The sequence below is a fragment of the Thermovenabulum sp. genome, assembly GCF_049723235.1.
In the GTDB taxonomy this organism is placed as follows: Bacteria; Bacillota; Thermosediminibacteria; order Thermosediminibacterales; family Thermosediminibacteraceae; genus Thermovenabulum.
The window spans coordinates 1-1073 of the sequence record NZ_JBNARB010000039.1 but is presented as its reverse complement, the minus strand read 5'-3'; the positions used below and the strand labels follow the sequence as shown (position 1 = coordinate 1073).

1 protein-coding gene is annotated in these 1073 nt (G+C 35.5%); it reads right to left on the bottom strand.

All coding sequences use genetic code 11. From position 1 onward, the window contains the following. Positions 1-82: 82 nt before the first annotated feature. Positions 83-1018, bottom strand: coding sequence for a methylmalonyl Co-A mutase-associated GTPase MeaB (gene meaB, locus ACPLOV_RS11420; RefSeq protein ID WP_424911206.1), 936 nt, complete (start codon positions 1016-1018; stop codon positions 83-85). Between the last annotated feature and the right edge of the window lie 55 nt (positions 1019-1073).

Here is a 1073-nt window from a genome sequence, read left to right as displayed (position 1 = left end):
TTAACAGCGATACCAATGTGGTCTATTTTCAAAGTCTTCATTTAAATCCCTCCTTAAAATCTCTTTATATTTTAGCTTCAGGTTACAAAATGTTTATTTGACTTATTATTATTTCTACAGCAGAATAAGGATCTAATTTCTTTTGTTCAATGTCTTTTAAAAGTTCTCTTATTTTCTGAGATTTTTTTTCTAAAATTTCTTTTGCAACCATGTCTTTTAAATGGTTATAAAACTCCTCTTTTATCCTTAACATTCTTTTTTCTTCTAATAGCCCGTTGTTTTTCTGAAATTCTAAATGTTTTTTTACTTCTTCAAAAAGCTCCGGTACACCCATGCCGGAAAGAGCCACGGTTTTTAAAACGGGAGGTCTCCAGGAGTTTTCTTTTATTCCAATATCCAGCATCATCTGAATCTCGATAATTAATCTATCAGCACCTTCTCTATCTGATTTATTTATGGCAAAAATATCAGCTATTTCCATAATTCCGGCCTTTATCGCTTGAACGTCGTCCCCCAGTCCCGGTACAAGTACAAGCACTACAGTATCTGCAAGTTTTACTATGTCTACTTCCGATTGTCCTACTCCTACCGTCTCTATTATTATGTAGTCCATCCCGTAAGCATCAAGCACTTTAACCGCGTCAAAGGCTGCTTTTGCAATTCCTCCCAAAGATCCTCTACTTCCCATACTTCTTATATAAACACCGGGGTCTAAGGAAATTTCATTCATTCGTATTCTGTCGCCTAAAATTGCTCCACCTGAAAAGGGGCTGGTGGGGTCAACGGCAATGACCCCCACCGTCTTCCCCTCTTTTCGAATAGTTTTTACCAGTTCATTTACCAGGCTGCTTTTACCGGCGCCCGGTGGACCAGTTATTCCTATTATTTTTGCATTTCCTGTATTTTTATATATATACTTTAGTTCTTCCCTTGCCTCTTTTGTTTGATTTTCAATAAGTGTGATAAGTCTTGCTACTGCTCTTTTGTCTTTGTTTAAAATCCTTTCATATAAATGCATTAAAACACCTCTTGTGAGTTATTATTTAAATTATCTTTTTACATTGTTTTTAATA

Bases quoted from the DNA above. Each gene is read 5' to 3' on its own strand.
- meaB (WP_424911206.1), bottom strand. From the start codon at position 1,018: ATGCATTTATATGAAAGGATTTTAAACAAAGACAAAAGAGCAGTAGCA.